The sequence below is a fragment of the Pseudomonas sp. MYb327 genome, assembly GCF_040438925.1.
Classification (GTDB): Bacteria; Pseudomonadota; Gammaproteobacteria; order Pseudomonadales; family Pseudomonadaceae; genus Aquipseudomonas.
The window spans coordinates 687,221-708,186 of sequence record NZ_CP159258.1 but is presented as its reverse complement, the minus strand read 5'-3'; the positions used below and the strand labels follow the sequence as shown (position 1 = coordinate 708,186).

Sequence of the window (20,966 nt, the reverse complement as noted above, 5' to 3'; positions counted from 1 at the left end):
CTGGCAAGCCAGCTCCCACAGGGCTTGGTGTTTGATCAGGCGTAGTAATCGACCGCGCTGGAGCCAATCACGCTGGTGACCGCCGGCGCCACTTCTGCCACGCTCGCGGTGATTTCGTCATCCATGGCATCGAGGCGACCGCCACTGGCCGAGGTACGTGCGCTCTGCCCCTGCTGTTGCGCCTGTTCCTGCCCTTGTTGCGAGCCACGGGACTGGTCCGACACGTTGACATCCACCTGGCCCATGCCCTGCTGCGCAAACATGTCTCGCAGACGATGCATCTGACCGTCCAGCGCTTCGCGAACGCCCGGGTGAGCGCTCATGAACGTCACCTGAGTCTGCTGGTCCGGAACCATGTTCACGCGAATATCCAGACGCCCCAGCTCAGCCGGCTGCAACTGAATGTCAGCGGCCTTCAGATTGGCGCTGGACAAGTACATGACCCGATTCACCACCTCCTCGGTCCAACCACTCTGATGCATGGCGATCGGCTGATTCACCGGCAATGCGTTGGCGGTTTTCGGCGTTGCGGCTTGTGTCAGCGCCGCCAGGCGATTCGCGAAATCGTCGACACGAGTGTCGCTGGTGGCTGACTTGAGGTCCTTCAGGCCGTCATCGATCAGGCCACTGAACGCCTTGTCGCCGCCCTGGCTGGTGCTGTCCTTGTCGGCCTGCACATCAAGCATGCCGGCCATGCCGGCAGCGAAGTTCTGCGCCGAAGTCTGTTCGCCATCGGCCTGAGCCTGGGCGGAAGTCGGCTCCGCCTTGGGCTGCGCCTGACTGGAGGCGGACACATGCCCGCTCTGCTCCATGGCCATGCGAAGGGCGGGCAACGCGTCGAGGGGATCGGCTTCGGGATCGAAATCGGTGTCTGTGGTGGTGACGGCAATCGTCGAGGCTGTCGTCGCGGCCGCCTGCACTGGTCCTTCGACCACTGGCTGCACAGTCTCAACCACCGGTGGCGTGACCGGCACGGGCGCAGCGACCACTGGCTGCACCAAGGCTGGATCGAGAGCCGGGTCAACCGGCGCGGTATCGACAACCGGCGCTTGTGTGGACTGCGCGTCATCATCGCTGGCGGCCTGATCACCGGATGCTGCCGGTTTTTCGGCGGGCAAGGTTTTGCCGCTATCGGCAATTGCCGGTTCGGTGGCGGCAGCCTTGTCGTCGGCAAGATCTTTTTTACCAGTGTTATCCGAGGCTTTATCACGCACTGACTTGGTCGGTGCGTCATCAGCCGTCGCAGGCTTGTTCTGCGACTGCTTGGCGTAGACCTGAGCGAAGCTGGAAGCCTTGTCCCCGGGCTCAGCGCTCAACGCCGTGGAATTGGCGGAGGCGGCTTGAGTCTTGGCCTGCGCGCTGGCCTGAAGAAGCAAATTGGGGGTAACGGGCATTTAAACGGTCTCCGCTGCACTGGGATCGTAGGTACAGTTGGGGAGATTACTGCAAGGGTCGAGCCAGTTCTTTCGAGCAGCGTTCAAAAACGCCGAATGGTCGCAAGAGAACGCTGGCGCTCGGCCTCATAGAGCGGCCGAACCAAGGCGAACTCCTGTTCGATTTTATCGACCAGTACCTCAGCTCCCTGAAGATCGTTGTCCTTGGCCAACTGTTCCAGTTCATGACACAGCGAGGCAAGAACAGTGGCGCCCATGTTGCTGCTGCTGCCTTTGAAGCTATGAGCGGCTTCAAGGATATGCGCAGCATCGCCAGCCTTCGCCAGCCGCTGCAACCGCACTTCAGAATCAGCGAGGAAAGTATCGATCAACGTCGAAAACTCATCCTCCATGACTTCCCGCAACGCGCTCAGCACGTCGGGATCCAGATGTGTGTCAGCCACTTGCTCACTCCTTGATCAAGAATGCGCGGATTATGCCAGAGCCTCCCAGTAAAACTCCACGCGAGCACTACGACCATCGTCGGACCAACTGGCGTTGCGCCCCAATTGGCGGATCAGACTGACCCCACGCCCCGACAAACGGATAGGGTCGACGGGTCTTTCCATCACACGCTCGACATCAAATCCATTGCCACTGTCCTCAACGCGAATCACCAGGCAACCGCCCTCGCCTTCAGGCGTCACCTGCAAATGCACCCGCACGAACCCATCCTGCAGATCGTCCAGGCGCGCATTGCGTTGTTGATAGTAACGGGCAAAACCCGAGGCATCGCGCTTGAGGCTTGAGTCGAGGCCAAGTACACCGTGTTCCAGGGCATTCGAGTACAACTCGGCCAGCACGCTGTAGAGCGCCCCGCTTTGCGCTCGCAGACCATGGACTTCGAGCAGCAGTTGCAACAGATAAGGCAGCGGATTGAAGCGTTTGAGCGTGGCCGCGCGATACTCGAAGCTCACCGACCAGTCCAGCGGGCAGGACTGGCCGCTGTCGGAATAGACCAGCGCCGGCGGAGTCAGCAGCGCCGGCTCCAGCAAGCTGATCTCGACCATGCTGACATCGTCACGCGCTTCGCCGCGAAAATCGCGCAGCGCCTGCTCGATATCTTCGAACAGCGAATCAGGCTGACGATTGGCCGCGAACACCTGCTGCAACCGTTCCACGCCGAACGACTGTTCGTTGGCATCGCAGGTATCGACCACCCCGTCGGACAACAGGAACACGCGATCGCCGAGCGCCATCGGAAACACTTCCGTGCGGTCATCGAATGTCTGCGGGCTCAGCACCCCGAGCGGCAAATGTCGGGCGGTCAGCGGTGTACGCTCACCGCTGGCGACGCTGTGCAGATAACCGTCGGGCATGCCGCCATTCCAGACCTCTACCGAGCGACGCTGAAAACTCAGGCACAACAGCGTTGCGCAGCAGAACATGTCCACCGGCAGGATGCGCTTGAGCTTGGCATTCATCTCGCGCAGGGTTTCCGGCAAGCCGTAGCCCTTGGCGGTCATGCCGTAGAAAACCTCGGCCAAGGGCATCGCACCGACCGCGGCCGGCAGGCCATGGCCAGTGAAATCGCCGAGCAGCACGTGCATGTCGCCGGCCGGGGTGAACGCCGCCAGTAGCAGATCGCCGTTGAACAACGCATAGGGTGATTGCAGGTAGCGGATGTTGGGGGCACTCAGGCAACCCGAGTGGGCCACTTTGTCGAACACAGCCTTAGCCACCCGCTGCTCGTTGAGCAAATAGTCGTGGTGTCGGGCGATCTGGTCGCGCTGTTTCAACACCGTCGCCTGCAACCGCCGCAAGCGGTCCATTGCCTTGATCTTGGCGGCGAGGATCACCTGGTTATAGGGTTTCGCCAAAAAGTCGTCACCACCAGCCTCCAAACACCGGGCCAGCGCTTCGTTTTCGGACAGCGAGGTGAGAAAGATGATCGGCACCAGTGTTTCGCCGGCCAGTTCCTTGATCTGCCGGGCGGCTTCGAAGCCGTCCATCACTGGCATCATCGCGTCCATCAACACCAGTTGCGGTCGCTGCTGGCGAAACGCTTCGACAGCCTCGGCACCGTTGGCCGCGGTCAACACCTCGTGGCCCTGACGGCGGACGATACTCGACAGCAGCATGCGATCGGCCGCACTGTCTTCAGCGATGAGAATCGTCAACGATTCGGGTGCAGATTGCACGGTAATCAACTGATGTCGAACAGTTTGTCGAAGTTGGAAATCGCGAGGATTTTCCGCACATCAGAACTGCTGTTGACGACGCGAATGTCGGAGTTCTCGCCACCGGCGTGGTCACGCAGCAGGAGCAGCATGCCCAGTGCCGAGCTATCGAGGTAGGTCGCATCCTTCAAGTCAACCACCACTTCTGCCAACTCTTTGTTCTCGTAGGATTCGCGAAATTCCTGATGCTTGGCGAAATCGAATCGTCCCTTGACCGATATCGTCAGCGTTTGTCCATCAGGAGAGATTTCTGCAACAACTGACATGTCATGGCTTCCTTGTCATTGGGGAACCTTCTCGTACAAGGTTTAGCATTTGGTAGAGGTTGGGGCAAGGCTTGGACATCGTGGCGTCCTTCACACCGCCTTCGTGGGCAAGCCACGCCCCTGCAGGATTGGCTACATTTCAAGAACGACTAATCCTGTGGGAGCGTGGCTTGCCCGCGATGAACGATAACGCGGTTAACCTGATTCAATACGCATCCTGACGCGGCAACCGCTGGGACAATTCATCCAGCAACTTCTGTTCGCGCTTATCTTCAAGCGCCCGCGCTTCATCCATGTATCGCTGCACCAGTTTGCGCAAACCTTCGACACGAGCAAATGCCTGCTGCCAGGTTTCCCGCGCCTTGTTCAGATTGTTCTGATGCCAGGCCAGGCTTTGCCGTTGCTGGTCGATGGCCGTGCCCAATTGCGCCAAGAACCCTTGATAACCCAACAGCCACTGGCCGGAAACGCCGCTGCTGCCGCGCACGATCCACTGTTCCTGATAGTCGAGACGAAACGCTTCGAGGTCGGCGAGCTTGCTTTCCGCCAACCGCACCTGGCCCTGGAAATGCCCGAGACGCTGCACCGCGGTTTTCTCGGCCTTCTCGGCCATTTCCACCACGGGCGCCAGACGCCCTGCCCGAGTCTGGGCCATGAGCGGTTAACCGCCCGCCGCGGGCGCGAAGATCGACGCGAGGTACGCTTCGCTTTCGCCCAGGCTGATGCTGTCGTTGAGGCCCTGACGCAGGTATTTGACCAACTGCGGTTGCAGCGAAATCGCCAGGTCAGTCTCGCGATCGCCGCCGGCGACGTAGGCGCCGACGCTGATCAAATCGCGGCTCTGCTGATAACGCGACCACAACTGCTTGAAATACTGCGCACGGGTCATATGCTCCGGCGACACCACCGCCGGCATGACCCGGCTGATAGACGCCTCGATATCGATAGCCGGGTAATGACCTTCCTCGGCCAGTCGTCGCGACAGCACGATGTGTCCGTCGAGCACGCCCCGCGCCGAGTCGGCAATCGGGTCTTGCTGGTCATCGCCTTCGGATAGCACGGTGTAGAAGGCAGTGATCGAACCGCCGCCCTTCTCGGCATTACCGGCCCGCTCCACCAGTTTCGGCAATTTGGCGAACACTGACGGCGGATAACCTTTGGTCGCCGGCGGTTCGCCGATGGCCAGAGCGATTTCCCGCTGAGCCTGGGCGAAACGGGTCAGTGAGTCCATCAGCAACAGGACGTTCTTGCCCTTGTCGCGGAAATATTCGGCGATACGCGTGCAGTACATGGCGGCGCGCAACCGCATCAGCGGAGCATCGTCCGCCGGGGACGCCACCACCACCGAACGCTTGAGGCCTTCTTCACCAAGGATGTGCTCGATGAACTCTTTAACTTCACGACCCCGCTCGCCGATCAGCCCGACGACGATAATGTCGGCCTCGGTGAAACGAGTCATCATGCCCAACAACACGGATTTACCCACGCCGGTACCGGCGAACAGACCGAGTCGCTGACCGCGCCCAACCGTCAACATGCCATTGATGCAGCGAATGCCCACGTCCAGCGGCTCGCTGATCGGTTCACGCTTGAGCGGGTTGATGGTCGGGCCGTCCATCGGAACCCAGTCTTCGGCCTTCATCCCGCCCTTGCCGTCCAGCGCACGGCCTGCGCCATCGAGCACGCGGCCAAGCATGCTCATGCCCATCGGCAAGCGACCGCTGTCAGACAGGGGAACGACACGAGCACCGGGAGCAATACCAGCGACACTGCCAACCGGCATCAGGAACACTTTGCTGCCGGAAAAACCCATGACTTCGGCTTCAACCTGCACCGGGTGGTAGCTGTCGTCGTTGATGACCATGCAGCGGCTGCCCATGGCGGCGCGCAGGCCTTCGGCTTCGAGGGTCAGGCCGACCATGCGCAACAGGCGGCCTTCGAGGATCGGTGCGCCGGCCAGTGTCGCGGCCTCGGCGTAACTGCCCAGGCGCTTGGCGAAACTGGTGCGATCAAGGCGCATCAGGCGCGTCCGGTTGTGGCGGGTTCACGGGTTTCGCTTCGACCGGCAACTCTAGGCTCAGATCCGGCGCTGCCGGGTGCAACGCTTGGTCATGAAGCTGATCGAACAGTTTGTCCATGACTTGCTTGACGCGGGTTTCGACCGTGGCATCGATCCGGCTGTGTTCGGTTTCGACCCGGCAACCGCCGGGCAACATGGCCTCGTCTTCGACGATGCGCCAGGTTTCTTCATGACGCTCGCGCAGGGCTTTGACCTGTTCGAAATCCTGTGGATTGATGTACAGCCGCACATTGCCAACGCCCAGCGGCAAGAGCTTGAGGGCCTCGCGCATGACGTGTTCGATTTGGGTCGAATCAATGGCCAGTTCGCGCTGAATCACCTGTTTGGTGATGTGCTGCACGAGATCGACCAGGGATTTTTCGATTTGGGTGTCCTGCTCGGCAATGGGCTCGAACAGATGCTTCATCAATTGCTCAAGACCGGCAATCTTGGCCGCCAGCGCCACTTCGGCTTCCTGGCGAACCTTGAGCGTGGTGCTATGGAATCCTTCCCGCTCACCCGTGGCGAAGCCTTCGTTGTAGGCTTCCTGGCGAATGCTTTCGAGCTCTTCGAGAGTCAGTGGCTGGACTTCTTCCAGCGGCACTTCTTCCATTTCCGGCGGCTCGGGTTCCGGCTCCGGTTCAGGCTCGGGTGCGGGCGGGTCGAAGCTGGGCAGCGCCCAGGTATCAAAACCACTGACATCCCTGGCCCGGATCAGGTCAGTGGGTGAATCATCATGCTTGGCCATGGCGTTAGATCATTTCCTCGCCGCCCTTGCCGCCGAGAACGATTTCTCCGGCCTCGGCCATACGGCGAGCGATGGTGAGGATTTCCTTCTGCGCGGTTTCCACGTCGCTGACGCGCACTGGGCCTTTGGCCTCGAGGTCGTCGCGCAACAGTTCGGCCGCACGTTTGGACATGTTCTTGAAGATCTTTTCCTTGACGCCTTCGTCCGAACCCTTGAGGGCCAGGACCAGCACGTCGGAGGACACTTCGCGCAGCAAGGCCTGGATACCGCGGTCGTCGACATCGGCCAGGTTGTTGAACACGAACATGAGGTCTTCGATCTGACCGGACAGGTCTTCGTCGACTTCGCGGATCGAGTCCATCAGTTGACCTTCGATCGAGCTGTCGAGGAAGTTCATGATGTCGGCAGCACGCTTGATACCACCCAGGGTGGTACGCGATGCATTCGAATTACCGGAGAACTGCTTCTCGAGAATCTGGTTGAGTTCTTTCAGCGCGGCGGGCTGCACAGTGTTCAACGACGAAACGCGCAGAATGATGTCCAGCCGTACTTTGTGGTCGAAGTTGCCCAGCACTTCGCCGGCCTGATCCGGATCGAGATACGCCACGACGATCGCCTGGATCTGCGGGTGCTCGTAACGAATCACGTCGGCGACGGCGCGCGGTTCCATCCACTTCAGGCTGTCGAGGCCACTGGTGTTGCCGCCCAACAGGATGCGATCAATCAGGCCGTTGGCCTTGTCTTCGCCCAGCGCCTGGGTGAGCATTTTGCGTACGTAGTCGTCGGAGCCGACGCCGAGGCTGGTCTGGTCGCCGACGATGTCGACGAACTCGCTCATCACCTGTTCGACTTGCTCGCGGTGCACGTTACCCATCTGCGCCATGGCCACACCCACACGCTGGACCTCTTTGGGCCCCATGTGGCGCAGCACCTGGGCAGCGTCGGTAGAACCGAGGGACAGCAGCAGGATTGCGGCTTTGTCGACCTTGGACAGTTTGGCGGCAACGGCTCGGTTATCACTCATCTGCGTTAATCCACTCTTTCACGACCTGGGCCACGCGACCCGGATCTTCTGCCACCAGACTCTTGATTGCGTTCAACTGTGCGTCATAGCCTTCGCTCGGGCTCGGCAGCAAGATGCTTTGCGGGCCGCCGAGGCTGACGCGGTCGTTGGCCAGTTCGCCATCCAGCCCCCCCATGCCACCCAACTCGACATCGCTGCCAATACCGGCCAACTGCTTGCCTTTGCCGCCACCGGTGATGTTGTTGAGCACCGGACGCAGCACACCGAACACCAGCACCAGGATGAACAACACGCCCAGCACTTGCTTGACGATGTCCCAGAACCACGGCTGCGAGTAGAACGGAATATCGGCTATCACTTCACCGCGCTCAGAGGAGAACGGCATGTTGATCACGCTGACGCTGTCGCCACGGCTGGCATCGAAGCCGACGGCGTCTTGCACCAGACGGGTGAAGCGCGCGAGCTCATCGGCGCTCCACGGCGCACGGGTAGTTTCGCCATTGGCCGGATTGATCTTGACCTGATCATCCACTACCACCGACACCGACAGGCGATTCAAACGGCCTTGCTGCTGTTTGGTGTGGCTGATGGAACGGTCGAGCTCGAAGTTCTTGGTGGATTGTTGACGCTTGTCCGCCGGATACGGTGCGAGCATCGGCTGGCCGGTGGCCGGGTCCATGATCTGCTGACCATTGGCGTCCAGCAGTGGCTGGCCTGGCTGCACCATGCCGGCCGACGCCGTGGCGCCTCCGGTGGTTTGCGGCGCGGAGGCCGGCGCGGGCGGTTGGTTGCTCAGGGCACCCGGCACGCCTTGCGGGCCATTGCTGGCGGTACGTTGTTCGTTGACCGACTGCTCGCTGCGCAGCGCTGGCTGGTCCGGGTTGAACTGTTCGGACGTCGATTCGACGGCACTGAAATCCACATCGGCCGAGACTTCCGCCTTGTAGCGATCGTTGCCCAGTACCGGTTGCAGGATGTTGTGCACGCGCTGGGTGAGCATGCTTTCCATGCGACGGCTGTAATCGAATTGCTTGCCGGCCATGGTCAGTTCGGAGTTTTCCGCCTGATCGGAGAGCAGATTGCCCTTTTGGTCGACAACGGTGATCTGCGACTTGCTGAGCTCAGGAACGCTGGTCGCTACCAGATTGATGATGGCGACGACCTGTCCAGGCTCCAGCGAGCGGCCGGAATAGAGTTCAACCAGAACCGAAGCACTTGGCTTGCGCTCGTCGCGCACAAACACCGAACTCTTCGGAATCGCCAGGTGCACGCGGGCGCCCTTGACGTTGTTCAGACTGGAGATGGTCCGCGCCAGTTCGCCTTCGAGACCACGACGGTAGCGGGTCGCCTCCATGAACTGGCTGGTGCCCAGGCCTTGCTCCTTGTCGAGGATTTCAAAACCGATGTTGCCGTCGCTGGGAGTGACACCAGCCGCCGCCAGTTTCAGGCGTGCACGGGACAGGTCATCGGCCTTGACCAGCAAGGCACCTGAGTTGGGCTCAACGGTGTAGGGAATATCGGCAGAGGCCAGGGTATCCATGACCTGCTTGGCGTCCATGCCGGCAAGGCTGCCGTAAAGAGGCCGGTAGTCCGGTTGCTGGGACCACAACACCACGGCAAAACCAATCGCCACACTCGCCGCCAGACCGACCAACAGGCCTACCTGACGCAACATGGTCATCTCTGAAAGATTCTCCAGGAAGGACAAACCGAACAGCGGCGGCTTGCCGTCTATCGGAGTGGCCTTGGCCGGAACATTATCGGCGACTGCTTCTGCCATGACTCAATCTCGTCCTTAAACCGGCATCTGCATGATGTCTTGGTAAGCCTGAACCAACTTGTTACGCACCTGGGTCAATGCCTGGAACGACACGCTGGCCTTTTGCGAGGAAATCATCACGTCGGTCAGGTCGACGCCGCTCTTGCCGATCTCGAAGGCACTGGCCAACTGAGTGGAAGCCTGCTGGGTGTCGTTCACTTTATTGACGGCCTGACCGAGCATGTCGGAAAAGCTGCTGCCATTCAGTTCAGGGACGGCGGCAGTCGATTTCGGCGCAGACATGGCGTCCATTTGCATGGCGCGCATGTCCAGCATCAACCGATTGAATTCAATACCTTGGCTCATGATTTCTCTCTTTGGCGACCCGCAATTTTTTGACACTCACTCGGCGGATAGTCAGGTGTAGCAACAAGGGTGCCAGCTCCGTGGCTACGCTATACAAAAGCTCTACCAACCTCTCATCTCAACGCTCTGTAGGAGCTGGCTTGCCAGCGATTCGATGGCGGCTGCGACACCGCTATCGCTGGCAAGCCAGCTCCTACAGGGAAGCTCCTGAATCAGGTGGCGAACAGATAAGCTTCCACATCCATTCCGGCATCGCGCATCTGCGCCAGCTTGTAGCGCAGGGTGCGCGGGCTGATTCCCAGGCGCTCTGCTGCCTCTTTGCGGCGGCCACGCTCAGTGCGCAAGGTGTCGATAATCATCTGGAATTCACGGCGGCGCAGGTCATCGCCCAACGCCCCGGCAGACTCGGCTTCAACTTCCACGGCCCGCAGCGGCGTTGGCGCAGTCGATAACATCGGCAATGGCGCGCAGGCAACCGGACCGGCCAGGCAAAAATCCTCAGGCTGGATCAAGCCGCCCTGTTGCAAGATCAACGCGCGCTGAATCGCATTGTCCAGCTCACGCACGTTACCCGGCCACGGATAGCCGATCAGACACGCCTGCGCCTCGGGCGACAGTCGCGCCGCGGCATGCTTCATTTTATTGACGTGCTTGGCCAGCAGTCGCTCGGCTAATGGCAGAATGTCGGCGGTGCGCTCGCGCAACGGACGCCAGGCCAGCGGAAAAACCGAAAGGCGATAGTAAAGATCTTCACGGAAACGCCCCGCCGCCACTTCCCCGGCCAGATCCCGGTTGGTGGTCGCGACCACACGAATATCCAGCGTGATCGGCTTGCGCGCCCCCACCCGCTCGACCTCGCGTTCCTGCAGCACACGCAGCAGTTTGGCCTGCAGCCCCAAGGGCATTTCGGAAATTTCGTCGAGCAGGATTGTCCCGCCATCGGCCTGTTCGAACTTGCCAGCCTGCGCCGCAATGGCGCCGGTGAACGAGCCTTTTTCGTGACCGAACAACGTGGCTTCCAACATGTTGTCCGGGATCGCGGCGCAGTTGATCGCAATGAATGGCTGACTGGCACGGTGGGAGTGATGGTGAATGTAACGCGCCAACACTTCCTTGCCGGTCCCGGATTCGCCGGAGATCAACACCGTCGAATCACTGCGTGCAACCCGCGCCGCCAATTCGAGCAATTGCGCACTGGCCGGTTCGACCGCCACCGGCCCTTCACTTTCGCCTGCACCCAGACTACCCAAGGCATGGCGCGCAACCAGGTCGAGCAATGCCTTCGGCTCGAACGGCTTGACCAGATAATCCGCCGCACCCTGACGCATCGCATCAACCGCCCGCTCCACAGCGCCGTGTGCGGTCATCAGCAACACAGGCAATTGCGGCTGACGCGCTCGCAACAAACCGAGCAACTGATGACCATCCATACCTGGCATGTTGACGTCACTGAGCACCAGATTGAACGCTTCGGCCCCGACAGCGGCGAGGGCCTCTTCCGCGGAACCGACGGCCTTGTAATCGTGCTCGGCGAGCAACAGCGTATCCGCCAGCGCTTCGCGTAAAGCGCGGTCATCCTCGACCAGTAAAACCTTGATACCCATGACCTTCACTCCGCTCCCTGAGCGTTGCTGAACAACGGCAGGATCACCTGCGCGCAGGTGCCGCGACCGAGCCGCGAGCGCAATTGCAATTCTCCCTGATGGGCACGCGCAACCGCTTTGACCACCGTCAGCCCGAGGCCGGTTCCGGTGGATTTGGTGGTGAAAAACGGCTCACCCAGACGCGCCAGCACGGCGTCAGCGATGCCGCTGCCGCTATCACTGACGCACAGTCGCAGAGTGTTTTCCCGGGTATATAGATGGACCTTCAAGCGCACATCACCGGCACTGGCGTGAATGGCGTTTTCGATGAGGTTGAGGATCGCGCCGACCAAGGTATCGCGACTGCACAGCAACTCGCCGTGATGACTGTCGCACTGCCAACGGATCGGCAGATCTTGCACATGGGTCAGCGCCGCCGCCTGCAACGATTGCATCAATTGTTTGGGGGTTACCCGATCCGTCAAAGGCAGCTCGCCACGGGCGAACACCAACATGTCGCGCACTTGATGCTCCAGCTCATGCAGTCGCTCTTTAAGGCGACCGGCAAAACGTTGCTGGGTCTCGACCGGCAACGCCTGCTCAGTCAAATGACTGGCGTAGAGCAAGGCGGCGGACAACGGCGTGCGAATCTGGTGAGCCAGAGAAGCGACCATGCGACCAAGGGACGACAGGCGTTCATGGCGGGCCAGTTGATCCTGGAGATGACGGGTTTCAGTCAGGTCATTGAGCAGCACCAACTGACCGGGCTCGGCATCCAGTGAACGCGTGGCAATCGACAGACGCCGACCATCCTTGAGGGAGACTTCGTGACCGTCATCTTCACGGGGCGCAAAACAACGGGCAATGACATGGCGCCACAACTCGCCTTCCAGAGGCAAACCAAGCAGTTCACATGCGGCAGGGTTGGCTTCACGCACGATGCCTTGGGCGTCGATGACGATTACGCCACCAGGCAATAGATCGAGGAGGTTTTGCAGTCGATTGGCCAGGCGTTCTTTTTCCGCCAACTCTTGCATACGCTGGGCGCTGACTACCGCCAACTCGCCCTTGAGCTCCGTTACCCGTGCTTCGAGCATGCTGTAGGAATCGGTCAGTTGGCTCGACATCTGGTTGAACAGCGCAAACGCCTGCTCAAGGCCAAGCCGGCTTGCCTGCTCTACGGACGACGATTGCCCCAGGGAGTCAGGGACAGGAGACATCTGGGCGGCTTGGGGCATCGTGCTCTCTCGCTTGGCTGACCGTCATTGAAACGGAACGTTGCGAGGGACTTAGCAATACCCGTGCCTAAAAAAAACCGCCTATAAATGAAGAACTTGAAAAACAGGCGTCAATCATCCGCCTGTTCATCACCATCACGACGACTCATGCCGTATTTGCGCATCTTTTCCACTAGCGTGGTGCGACGGATGCGCAGCCGCTCGGCAGCGCGCGCCACGATGCCATTGGCATCATCCAGCGCCTGCTGAATCAACCCCTGCTCCAGACCACCGAGGTAGTCCTTGAGATCCAGGCCTTCCGGCGGCAGCAAGGCATTGGCAGTGAAGTCCGGTGTATGCCCGTTGATAGCCACGCGCTCTTCGAGATCATTGCGCAGGCTGTCGACCAGTTGCTCGTCTTCGTCGTCAACGTAGCGGAATTTCTTCGGCAACTCCACCACACCGATCACACCGTACGGATGCATGATCGCCATGCGCTCCACCAGGTTGGCGAGTTCGCGGACGTTGCCCGGCCAGCCGTGACGGCACAGCGACATGATTGCCGCGGAGTTGAAACGGATCGAACCACGCTTCTCGTGTTCCATGCGCGAGATCAGCTCGTTCATCAGCAGTGGAATATCTTCGACACGTTCACGCAGTGGCGCCATCTCGATCGGGAATACGTTCAGACGGTAGTACAAATCTTCGCGGAAAGTGCCGACCTCGATCATGCTTTCGAGATTCTTGTGGGTCGCGGCGATGATGCGCACATCGACGCTTTGCGTCTTGTTGCTGCCCACGCGCTCGAAGGTACGCTCCTGCAATACGCGCAGCAGCTTGACCTGCATCGGCAGCGGCATATCACCGATTTCGTCGAGGAACAGCGTACCGCCATTGGCCAATTCAAAACGCCCGGCACGACTGGTAATCGCTCCCGTGAAGGCGCCCTTCTCATGGCCGAACAATTCGCTTTCCAGCAGCTCTGCCGGAATCGCACCGCAGTTGACTGGCACGAATGGCGCTTCACGGCGCTTGGAATGGTAATGCAGGTTACGTGCGACCACTTCCTTGCCGGTCCCGGACTCACCGAGGATCAAGACGCTGGCATCGGTGTCGGCAACTTGCTGCATCATCTGACGCACGTGCTGAATCGCCCGGCTGGTACCGACGAGACTGCGGAAAAGATTGGGTTCGCGATGACGGCCGCGCTCGCGGGCCTGGTCATACATCTCGCGATAGACCTGGGCACGGTGCAACGAGTCGAGCAATTTGCTGTAGCTGGGCGGCATTTCGAGAGTCGAAAGCACACGGCGACGCTGGTCTTCAGGCAAGTCAATGGAAGAATTATCACCCATCAATAAAACCGGAAGGAACTCATCCCAGGTAGCGAGTGTCTTTAACAAGCCCGTCAGCACGCCAGGAGCGTTGACCGTCCCGATGAGGACACAGATTACTTCACGACTAGATGACAAAGAGCCGACAGCCTGCTGCCAGTCATGGCTACCGCAAGGCAAATTTTCTTCACCGAGAAAATTTAAAATCACCGCCAGGTCGCGGCGGCGGACGCTATCGTCATCAATCAGCAGAATTTTGGTTTCACGCCACATGCAATAGCAACTTCCCTAGTCAACTCAATGCCCAAAATGCTGGGGCAAGCTAAACGCTTGCAGGCCTGATATGCCTGAAGACGACTGAAATCTGGAACCAGCCACTAGTTAAGTCAAAAAACCGTGCACAGTCAAATTTATGGCGCACTATGTTTGGATTAACCGGGGATTAATTAACCAAACAGATGGTAAACCTTTGCCGCGTTTTGTGCTTGGTGGATCTGCGACATCTCGTCGACTATCGCTTGCCTCTCCCCCATGGCCACTTCAAGCAACTGCTTGTAGACCATCAGCAACTCTTCAAGATTGTCGCGCAACGCCACTTCATCCAGAGAAGCCTCACTCAAGACGTCTTCCATGCAGCAACGGCAATCAAGGTCCAATTGACCGATAGCTTCCCAGTTACGCTCGGCCAAAGCACCAACCAACGCTTCACGGGTTTGTTCGATTCGCTGCAATACAAGACTCATGGCGCTCTCCTTAAAACTGCGGACCCGGCTCGGCAATGGCGTCCCAGCCTTCCTTCACCGTGCGCAGCAAACCGGCGACTTCATCGAGAATACGCGGGTCGCTCTTGATGTTCGCCTCGGCAAGACGCTTCATCATGTAAGCGTAAAGCTTGTCGAGTTCGCCCACCGTGTCGGCGGCTTTTTCAAGGTCAAGACCTTCGCGCAAACCACCAATGATCCCGATGGCCTTGCTGATCGATACGCCTTTGCCTGGAACGTCCTTTCGCTCCATCGCGCCTTTGGCCTGGGCGATACGATCCAGACCACCTTCCATGAGCATTTGCACCAGGCGATGCGGACTGGCTTCGGACGTCTGGGCTTGCGCCCCAACTTTCTGATATTGCCGAAGGGCTAACATCGGATTCATGTTCTACCTCATTGCCACTTGATGACTCGTATGACCAGTGTATCGTCCGCGAACCAAAAAACTTTAGATTCGGAAGACAAAAACCCGGCACACGCTAAAAGCGCAGCCGGGTTTTTGTCATCTGCCCATTATCAGTCAGCGGATTTCTGAGCGTTCAGCGTGGCGAAGAAGCCGGTGATGTTGCTGGCCGTCGCCTTCATCTGTCCGACCAAGAGATCCATCGCGTTGTACTTGGCGGTCAGAGAGGCGGTCAGGTTGGTCACGCGCAAATCCAGCGCCACCTGCTGGGCGCTCAGTTCGCTCTTGACCTTGTTCAGACTAGTGTTGCGCTGATCGAGGATCCCGCCAGTCTGAGAGTAAGGCTTGATCGCTTCACCCATGCGCGACAACAGACCGTTGGTGCTATCGGTTCCGCTGAACAGCGTCTGCACCTGATTGCTCAAACCCTGGGTCGTCATGGCCTTGGTGAACTTGGCGCTATCCAGGGTCAGGGTACCGGTTTTCTGATCGGTCTGAATCCCCAGCTGGGACAGTACCGCCAGTTGACCGCCCGCACCGGGAGACACCAACTCATTACGTATGGCCGAAATCAGATTACGCGGCAACGAGTCCCCGGTCATCGCGGCTGAAGTCGGATTACCATCGGCGTCCACGCCCGGCTTGGTCAGCGAGGTCAAGGTATTGATCACGCCGTTGTAGGCATCGATAAACGACTGCAGCGAAGTCTTAAGGCCGTCGGTATTGGTGGCTACCGTCACGACCGACGTCTGGTTTTCCGCCAGCAGCGTCAGGCTGATACCGCCCACCGCCCCACTGACCGTGTTGCTCTTGCTGGAAACTGCCAGGCCGTCGACCTTGATCTGCGCATCACCGGCCACCTTGTCAATGTAACCGGCACTACCCGATGTACCGTCCATCTTGGTGGTGCCATTGACGACCAGTCCGGTGATTCCGCTCATGGAAATATCGGAGCCGGCACCAGTGGTGGTCGAGCCGACAACCAGCCGCGAGCCGTTGGCGTCGGTGATGATGTTGGCGGTGATACCCTTGTCTTGCAGGGTGCTGTTGATCGCGTCACGGGTCGACTGCAGTGTCGCATTCGCCCCGATGGTGACCGGATAATCAATACCATTTTGACTGATTTTCAACGTACCAGTCGGAATGGCACTGGTCGCGCCGCCGGCGAACGAGGCAGTCGCAACTTTGGAACCGGTAGCCAGCTTGACCACTTCGATTTTGTAGCTGCCGTTGACCGCCGTATTGTCGGAAGTCGCGGTCAGTGCTGTTGGCGTACCCGAAGTCGCCGAAAAACCGGAGAACGCAGGTGCATCGCGCTTGTTTAGCTTGTCCATGGCAGCCTGGAACGTCGCCAGGGCCGATTTCAACGAACCGGTAGCAGAGATCTTCGCCGTGTTGATCGACGTCTGCTTGGTGATCAGCGTTTGCTTCGCGGACTTGTCGGCACCGACCAGCGCGGTCACGATCGCACCGATGTCGAGACCGGAGCCTAGACCCGAACCCGGTAAAATTGGACTTGCCATGTGCATCTCCCTATCTGTGTGTCGCCGGTCTTTTGACCACTATCGGTGATCAAGGATCGAACAAACACGTTTCATGCCAGTGTCAGGCTTTTCCATCGAACAACAGGGCACTGGCGTTATGCAGGCTTTCAGCCAGCTTTAGCGCTTCTGCCGACGGAATCTGTCGCACCACTTCGCCGGTCTCGCTAGCGATCACTTTGACCACGACCTTGCCGGACTTTTCATCGATGGAGAATTCCAGGTTTCGCTTGATCGACTGAACGAACTTTTCGATTTCCTGTACCGCCATCTTCAATTTTTCCGAGTTATCCGAATCCGAGTCGCTGTTGGCGGCACTCGCATGGGCGCTCTCGGTGCGAGGCTTTTCTGCCGGCTTGTCAGCAATACTGAGCGCCGGTTTCGGGGCCGGGTAAGACAAACTCAGCTTTACGCTCATGTCCATGACCATCACCTCTTGGAAAGTAAAAAGCGAGAGAGCACGCCAAGCGCACTCCCCCGCCAAAACTCAATCCGATATTACTGAAGCAGCTTCAGTACAGCGGATGGCAGCTGGTTAGCCTGGGCCAGAACAGAGGTGGAAGCCTGTTGCAGAGTTTGCTGCTTGGTCAGGTTGGCGGTTTCTGCGGCGAAGTCGGTGTCTTGTACGCGACCTTGTGCAGCAGTAACGTTTTCAGTGATGTTTTGCAGGTTGGAGATGGTGCTGGTCAGACGGTTTTGCGAAGCACCCAGGCTTGCACGGGTCGAACCGATGGCAGCGATGGCAGCGTCGATCGCGGTGATCGCATTGTCGATGTTGGTGTTCGCGGTACCAGCACCGGACACTCCAGTAGTACCGGTCAGAACAACAGTACCGCTACCTACGGACAGGTTGACGGCGTCGAACTTCGAGCTCAGTACCAGGTCGATCTGGTTGGCAGTACCAGTGTTGGAACCCACTTGCAGGGTCATGGTGCCAGCCGAACCGTCCAGCAGGTTTTTGCCGTTCAGGTTGGTCGAAGCGGCGATACGAGTCAGTTCGTCAGACATCTGAGCGAATTCGGCGTTGGTTGCCTTCTGGTCAGCAGTACCGTTGGTGCCGTTACGTGCCTGAACAGCCAGTTCACGCATGCGCTGCAGGATGTTGGTGGATTCTTGCAGAGCGCCTTCAGCGGTCTGAGCCATCGAGATACCGTCGTTGGCGTTTTTGATCGCAACGTTCTGGCCGCGGATCTGGCTGCTCATGCGGTTGGAGATCTGCAGGCCGGCAGCATCGTCTTTAGCGCTGTTGATTTTCAGGCCGGAAGACAGGCGAGACATCGAAGTCGACAGGGCGTCGGAAGCGCGGTTCAGGTTTTTCTGAACGTTCAACGATGTGGTATTGGTGTTTACAGTTAAAGCCATGACGAAATCCTCGTTGGTTGGGTACTGCGGCTTCCGGCCCTGGCAACCGCCGGGTATGGCCTAGAGAACCTTCGTAATAGTTATCGTCGGGTTTGCAGGTTGCTTGAGGGCTTTTTTGAAAAAAATTGCCATCACCCTGCCATCCCCGAGAAAACAAGGGCTTAGCGCCCCCTCAACCGCGAAAAAATGACGTCATAAAATCATCCATGACGCAAACCCGCGCGCCAGCGCGGTCGGTCAGCCTCAGGCTGGAACATTTTCCAGCAGCTCGACCAACTCGTATTCCAGGAAGTCGGCAAGCCCCAACCAGTCCTGGCGTTCCTGGCATGCCAACATTTGAGTCAAGACACCGGTCCACGACTGTTGAACATCCTGCGGCGCGGACAACACTAATGTGTACGCTTCCTCGAACACATCGACCATGCTCAGTGCAGCCTCGACATCACGCCCCAATCGGAACAATCCGGCACACTGACGGCATCCACTGACACATTTCAATCCGGCACTCATTGCACGAACTCCGGATTGAACTGCGTCCCGGCAATCATCGCTCCCGCGCGGCTGCTGTTGAAGAAACTCACCTGCGGATGTCCAGCGATGTAACGCTCAAGCACACACAGGTAGCTGCGGAAATTTAGCTGCGTCCTGACGCGCTCCCCCTGCCCATCCAGTACCCAGTGCCGAGCCTGACTGACCGCCGGCCCAAGGTCGCCGTCATTCCAGCCGGCGTGGGTTTTGCTCATCGGAAAGGCAAAGTCGGCGCCGAACAGCGTAATGCGCTCAGCGCCCATTTTCACCGCCAGGTCTACCGCCGGATGGATCACGCTGCCTCCCACATGCAAGTGTGCCCTTGGGTGCTGCTGACGCAACTGCGCGTAAATCGGACTGGCGGAATAACCGCCATAGCGCTTGCCCTTCCAGGCCCTCAACACTTGCGGATCGCTCATGGGCATATATACCAGTGGGATGTCGTCGGATGCCTCGAAGGGTAAATGCCGAAAACTAATGCGCTGGTCGATACTCACCACCAGGTCCGGTGCAATCCCGTTCTCACGCAAGGGTCGATATGCCGTATCAACACAAATGAACAGGGGGCGCTCGGCTTGACGTCGCACCGCCGCCAACCGCTGGAAATGCCCCTCGAGTGTCGGCCCGGTACCGATCACATAGATTTCCCGACCTGCACAAGTGCCAAATAACTGCGCCACATCGTCGTCGGCGAGCAACACTTCAAGACAATCCTGCAAGCGTTGCTGAATGAAGGGTGACTGTGGATCGAACTCAAGGTTGTTGAAACTCAAATGCACTTCGCTGACCAGTCGATCACGAGTCTTCGCGTTGAAGTCATCCGCCAGCAGCATTTCGGCGGGCAGTGCGAAAAATGGCGTGTAAATGTCGGCCAGATCACCAGCGAACAACAGCTCCACGCGCGGATGATCAAGCCATTGCCGATGATCAAGGAGTTGCAGCACCAGTTTGAACAGCGCGCCATTGAGGATGTGTACATACAACCGCTCAAGTCCGGGGCGTTCCAGCAACACCCGGGGCAAATCCCCGAGGCCAGTGCCGTAGACGTGCAGCTGCGTTTTTTCGAGCGGCAGGCTGGCTGCCTGAACACGGGCTTCACGAAGACGATCATGTCGGCTGGTGAGCTGAATGCCGTCCACACTTAACGTCGAGTCTCTACCTTCCAGCAGCTCGACCTGGATCTCACCATCCTGCATCAACAATCGCGAATACAACACCGGCCAGCGCCGCTGTATTACCTGCGCATTGTCTTCAAACCATTCGCTCATGCAGCCTCGCATTCCTTTCAAGCAAAAAAGCGCTCAAGGTTAACCCTTGAACGCTTTTTTTGTATCGGCCGTTTATGAAAAGACTTTCACTCAGGGACGATAAATGATCGCCGACCCCCAGGAGAGCCCCACGCCGAAACCGCTGAGCGCGACTCGCTTCCAGGAGGAATCGAGAATACGTTTTTCCAGCAGCAACGGAATACTCGACGACACCGTATTGCCGGTCTCGACCATGTCCTTGACGAACTTTTCCGGTTCACCTTCGAAGCGCCGCGCCACCGCGTCGACAATCGCCGCACTGCCCTGGTGAATGCAGAACGCATCGATGTCGTCGGATTTCAGTCCCGACTCGTCCAGCAGTTCGTGCAGATGCGCAGGTACCTTGATCAAGGCAAAATTGAACACCTGACGACCGTTCATGAAGAATACGCCATCCGTCACTTTCAGATGGGGCGCGCCAGAACCGTCTGTGCCGAACTTCGCCTTGCCCAATTGCCACGCGGCGTCTTCGCCCATCCAGGTAGCGGTAGCCGCGTCACCGAACAGCATGGTGGTGTTACGGTCTTCCGGGTCGACAATCTTCGAATACGGGTCGGCGGTGATCAACAGACCGTTTTTCAGGCCAGCCGCTTCCATGAAGCCCTTGATCGCATAAATGCCATAGACGTAGCCGGAGCAGCCCAGGGAAATATCGAACGCCGCCACGGTAGTCGGCAAGCCCAGTTTGTCCTGAACGATGGCGGCCGTGTGCGGCAGACCTTCTTCGTCACCGTTCTGGGTGACCACGATCAGCGCATCAATGGATTCGCGTTTAAGATCAGGGTTGCTGGCAAACAGCGCATTGGCCGCTTCAACGCACAGATCGGAAGTTTCCTGATCGGCGCCTTTGCGCGGCAGGAAGGCCGAACCGATCTTGCCCAGGATGAACTCTTCATCCTTTTCGAATTTTGCACCTTGTGCGTAATTGTCCACGCCGGCTACAGGAACGTAGCTCGCAATGCTTTTTATGCCAATCATTACGGCTTCCCAATAATAAACAGCCCAATACCACCGCTCGCAAGGAATCGAGGGGCGCCGACAAACAGAGAAAACGTCACCCCGAGGCGGCGACAACGGGAAGAATAAAAGGCC

At 58.7% G+C, this 20,966-nt stretch carries 21 protein-coding genes; all 21 read right to left on the bottom strand.

From position 1 onward, the window contains the following. Positions 1-35: 35 nt before the first annotated feature. The gene (locus tag ABVN21_RS03160; protein ID WP_339553932.1) at positions 36-1,394 is read right to left on the bottom strand and encodes a flagellar hook-length control protein FliK; all 1,359 of its coding nucleotides are present in this window, start codon (positions 1,392-1,394) and stop codon (positions 36-38) included. An 83-nt stretch (positions 1,395-1,477) separates the two neighbouring features. Continuing rightward, complete coding sequence (locus ABVN21_RS03155; RefSeq protein ID WP_339553933.1) at positions 1,478-1,837, bottom strand: Hpt domain-containing protein; 360 nt, start codon at positions 1,835-1,837, stop codon at positions 1,478-1,480. Between the two features lie 30 nt (positions 1,838-1,867). Further along, a complete protein-coding gene (locus ABVN21_RS03150) occupies positions 1,868-3,514 on the bottom strand; it encodes a fused response regulator/phosphatase (protein ID WP_353637243.1) in 1,647 nt (548 codons plus the stop codon). A gap of 65 nt (positions 3,515-3,579) precedes the next feature. After that, positions 3,580-3,879, bottom strand: a complete 300-nt coding sequence (locus ABVN21_RS03145) for an STAS domain-containing protein (protein WP_339553935.1) — start codon at positions 3,877-3,879, stop codon at positions 3,580-3,582. Between the two features lie 205 nt (positions 3,880-4,084). Next, entirely contained in the window at positions 4,085-4,534 is a 450-nt protein-coding gene (gene fliJ, locus ABVN21_RS03140; RefSeq protein WP_339553936.1) for a flagellar export protein FliJ, read from the bottom strand. Positions 4,535-4,540: 6 nt separating this feature from the next. Beyond that, positions 4,541-5,899, bottom strand: coding sequence for a flagellar protein export ATPase FliI (gene fliI, locus ABVN21_RS03135; RefSeq protein ID WP_339553938.1), 1,359 nt, complete (start codon positions 5,897-5,899; stop codon positions 4,541-4,543). Next, a complete protein-coding gene (gene fliH, locus ABVN21_RS03130) occupies positions 5,889-6,686 on the bottom strand; it encodes a flagellar assembly protein FliH (RefSeq protein ID WP_339553940.1) in 798 nt (265 codons plus the stop codon). The genes fliI and fliH overlap by 11 nt, the downstream gene beginning before the upstream one ends. A gap of 4 nt (positions 6,687-6,690) precedes the next feature. Next, the gene (gene fliG / locus ABVN21_RS03125; protein WP_007983391.1) at positions 6,691-7,710 is read right to left on the bottom strand and encodes a flagellar motor switch protein FliG; all 1,020 of its coding nucleotides are present in this window, start codon (positions 7,708-7,710) and stop codon (positions 6,691-6,693) included. Continuing rightward, positions 7,703-9,490 (bottom strand): flagellar basal-body MS-ring/collar protein FliF, encoded by a 1,788-nt coding sequence (gene fliF, locus ABVN21_RS03120; RefSeq protein WP_339553941.1) that lies wholly within the window; start codon positions 9,488-9,490, stop codon positions 7,703-7,705. The genes fliG and fliF overlap by 8 nt, the downstream gene beginning before the upstream one ends. A 15-nt stretch (positions 9,491-9,505) precedes the next feature. Continuing rightward, on the bottom strand, positions 9,506-9,835 hold the full coding sequence (fliE, locus tag ABVN21_RS03115) for a flagellar hook-basal body complex protein FliE (RefSeq protein ID WP_034146274.1): 330 nt from the start codon (positions 9,833-9,835) through the stop codon (positions 9,506-9,508). 212 nt (positions 9,836-10,047) lie between these two features. After that, positions 10,048-11,439, bottom strand: coding sequence for a sigma-54 dependent transcriptional regulator (locus ABVN21_RS03110; protein ID WP_339553942.1), 1,392 nt, complete (start codon positions 11,437-11,439; stop codon positions 10,048-10,050). Positions 11,440-11,444: 5 nt separating this feature from the next. After that, complete coding sequence (locus tag ABVN21_RS03105; RefSeq protein WP_339554057.1) at positions 11,445-12,638, bottom strand: ATP-binding protein; 1,194 nt, start codon at positions 12,636-12,638, stop codon at positions 11,445-11,447. A gap of 128 nt (positions 12,639-12,766) precedes the next feature. After that, the gene (locus ABVN21_RS03100; RefSeq protein ID WP_034146271.1) at positions 12,767-14,242 is read right to left on the bottom strand and encodes a sigma-54 dependent transcriptional regulator; all 1,476 of its coding nucleotides are present in this window, start codon (positions 14,240-14,242) and stop codon (positions 12,767-12,769) included. Between the two features lie 173 nt (positions 14,243-14,415). Beyond that, positions 14,416-14,712, bottom strand: coding sequence for a flagellar protein FliT (locus ABVN21_RS03095; RefSeq protein ID WP_339553943.1), 297 nt, complete (start codon positions 14,710-14,712; stop codon positions 14,416-14,418). Positions 14,713-14,722: 10 nt separating this feature from the next. Next, a complete protein-coding gene (gene fliS / locus ABVN21_RS03090; protein WP_339553944.1) occupies positions 14,723-15,118 on the bottom strand; it encodes a flagellar export chaperone FliS in 396 nt (131 codons plus the stop codon). A 131-nt stretch (positions 15,119-15,249) separates the two neighbouring features. Then, entirely contained in the window at positions 15,250-16,659 is a 1,410-nt protein-coding gene (fliD, locus tag ABVN21_RS03085) for a flagellar filament capping protein FliD (protein ID WP_339553945.1), read from the bottom strand. 82 nt (positions 16,660-16,741) lie between these two features. Next, positions 16,742-17,101 (bottom strand): flagellar protein FlaG, encoded by a 360-nt coding sequence (locus ABVN21_RS03080; protein ID WP_339553946.1) that lies wholly within the window; start codon positions 17,099-17,101, stop codon positions 16,742-16,744. Positions 17,102-17,175: 74 nt separating this feature from the next. Then, positions 17,176-18,039, bottom strand: coding sequence for a flagellin domain-containing protein (locus ABVN21_RS03075; RefSeq protein ID WP_339553947.1), 864 nt, complete (start codon positions 18,037-18,039; stop codon positions 17,176-17,178). Positions 18,040-18,282: 243 nt separating this feature from the next. Continuing rightward, entirely contained in the window at positions 18,283-18,549 is a 267-nt protein-coding gene (locus tag ABVN21_RS03070; protein WP_339553948.1) for a hypothetical protein, read from the bottom strand. Then, positions 18,546-19,835 (bottom strand): 6-hydroxymethylpterin diphosphokinase MptE-like protein, encoded by a 1,290-nt coding sequence (locus tag ABVN21_RS03065; protein WP_339553950.1) that lies wholly within the window; start codon positions 19,833-19,835, stop codon positions 18,546-18,548. The genes ABVN21_RS03070 and ABVN21_RS03065 overlap by 4 nt, the downstream gene beginning before the upstream one ends. Positions 19,836-19,925: 90 nt before the next feature. Further along, the gene (locus tag ABVN21_RS03060) at positions 19,926-20,852 is read right to left on the bottom strand and encodes a ketoacyl-ACP synthase III (RefSeq protein ID WP_339553951.1); all 927 of its coding nucleotides are present in this window, start codon (positions 20,850-20,852) and stop codon (positions 19,926-19,928) included. Positions 20,853-20,966 lie beyond the last annotated feature (114 nt).